Source organism: Methylobacter sp. BlB1 (assembly GCF_015476545.1).
Lineage (GTDB): Bacteria > Pseudomonadota > Gammaproteobacteria > Methylococcales > Methylomonadaceae > Methylobacter.
Window position 1 is genome coordinate 1 of sequence record NZ_JADMKV010000209.1, and the last position, 706, is coordinate 706.

At 71.4% G+C, this 706-nt stretch carries 1 protein-coding gene; it reads left to right on the forward strand.

What is annotated here, in order from left to right:
• Positions 1-306: 306 nt before the first annotated feature.
• On the forward strand, positions 307-706 hold a 400-nt coding region (locus tag IT781_RS22065; protein ID WP_194972311.1), incomplete at its 3' end, for a sigma-70 family RNA polymerase sigma factor.

Below are 706 nucleotides of genomic sequence, written 5' to 3' on the forward strand. Positions count from 1 at the left end.
CGCGCGGCGGCCAGGACGTCGTCCTCGCCCACGAAGTGCTCGGCGTGGGTCCAGCTCGCGGCCGTGATGGGGGTGGTGATGACGGGCTCCTCAGTCGATCGGTGCGGGCGCGGCCGACTCTACTCCGCGGTGGGCCTCGGATCGGGGAGCGCGGCCGGGACGCCCCGGAACACCGACGAGGCGTCGTACGTTGATCGGATCGACAAGGCATTCACAGCCACCCGGGGTGAAACCCTCAGCCTCGTCTCGGGTGGCGTTCCTAGCGTGTGGGAGGTACCGATCTTCACCAGGCACCGGGAGTCGACGATGACCCAGACCCACACCCCCGAGACGGACGGCTGGCAACGGCCGACGTGGGAGGAGGTCGTCGAGCAGCACTCCGCACGGGTCTACCGGCTGGCCTACCGCCTCACCGGCAACGTCGCCGACGCCGAGGACCTCACCCAGGACGTCTTCATCCGGGTCTTCCGGTCGCTGGACCGCTACACCCCCGGCACCTTCGAGGGCTGGCTGCACCGGATCACCACCAACCTCTTCCTCGACGGCGCCCGCCGCCGCCAGCGCATCCGCTTCGACGCCCTGAGCGACGAGCACGCCGCCCGGCTCGCCGGCAGCCTCCCGGCCCCCGACGTGCACGTGCTCGACCGCGGCTTCGACGCCGACATCGAGCAGGCCCTGCTGGAGCTGTCGCCGGACTTCCGCGCCG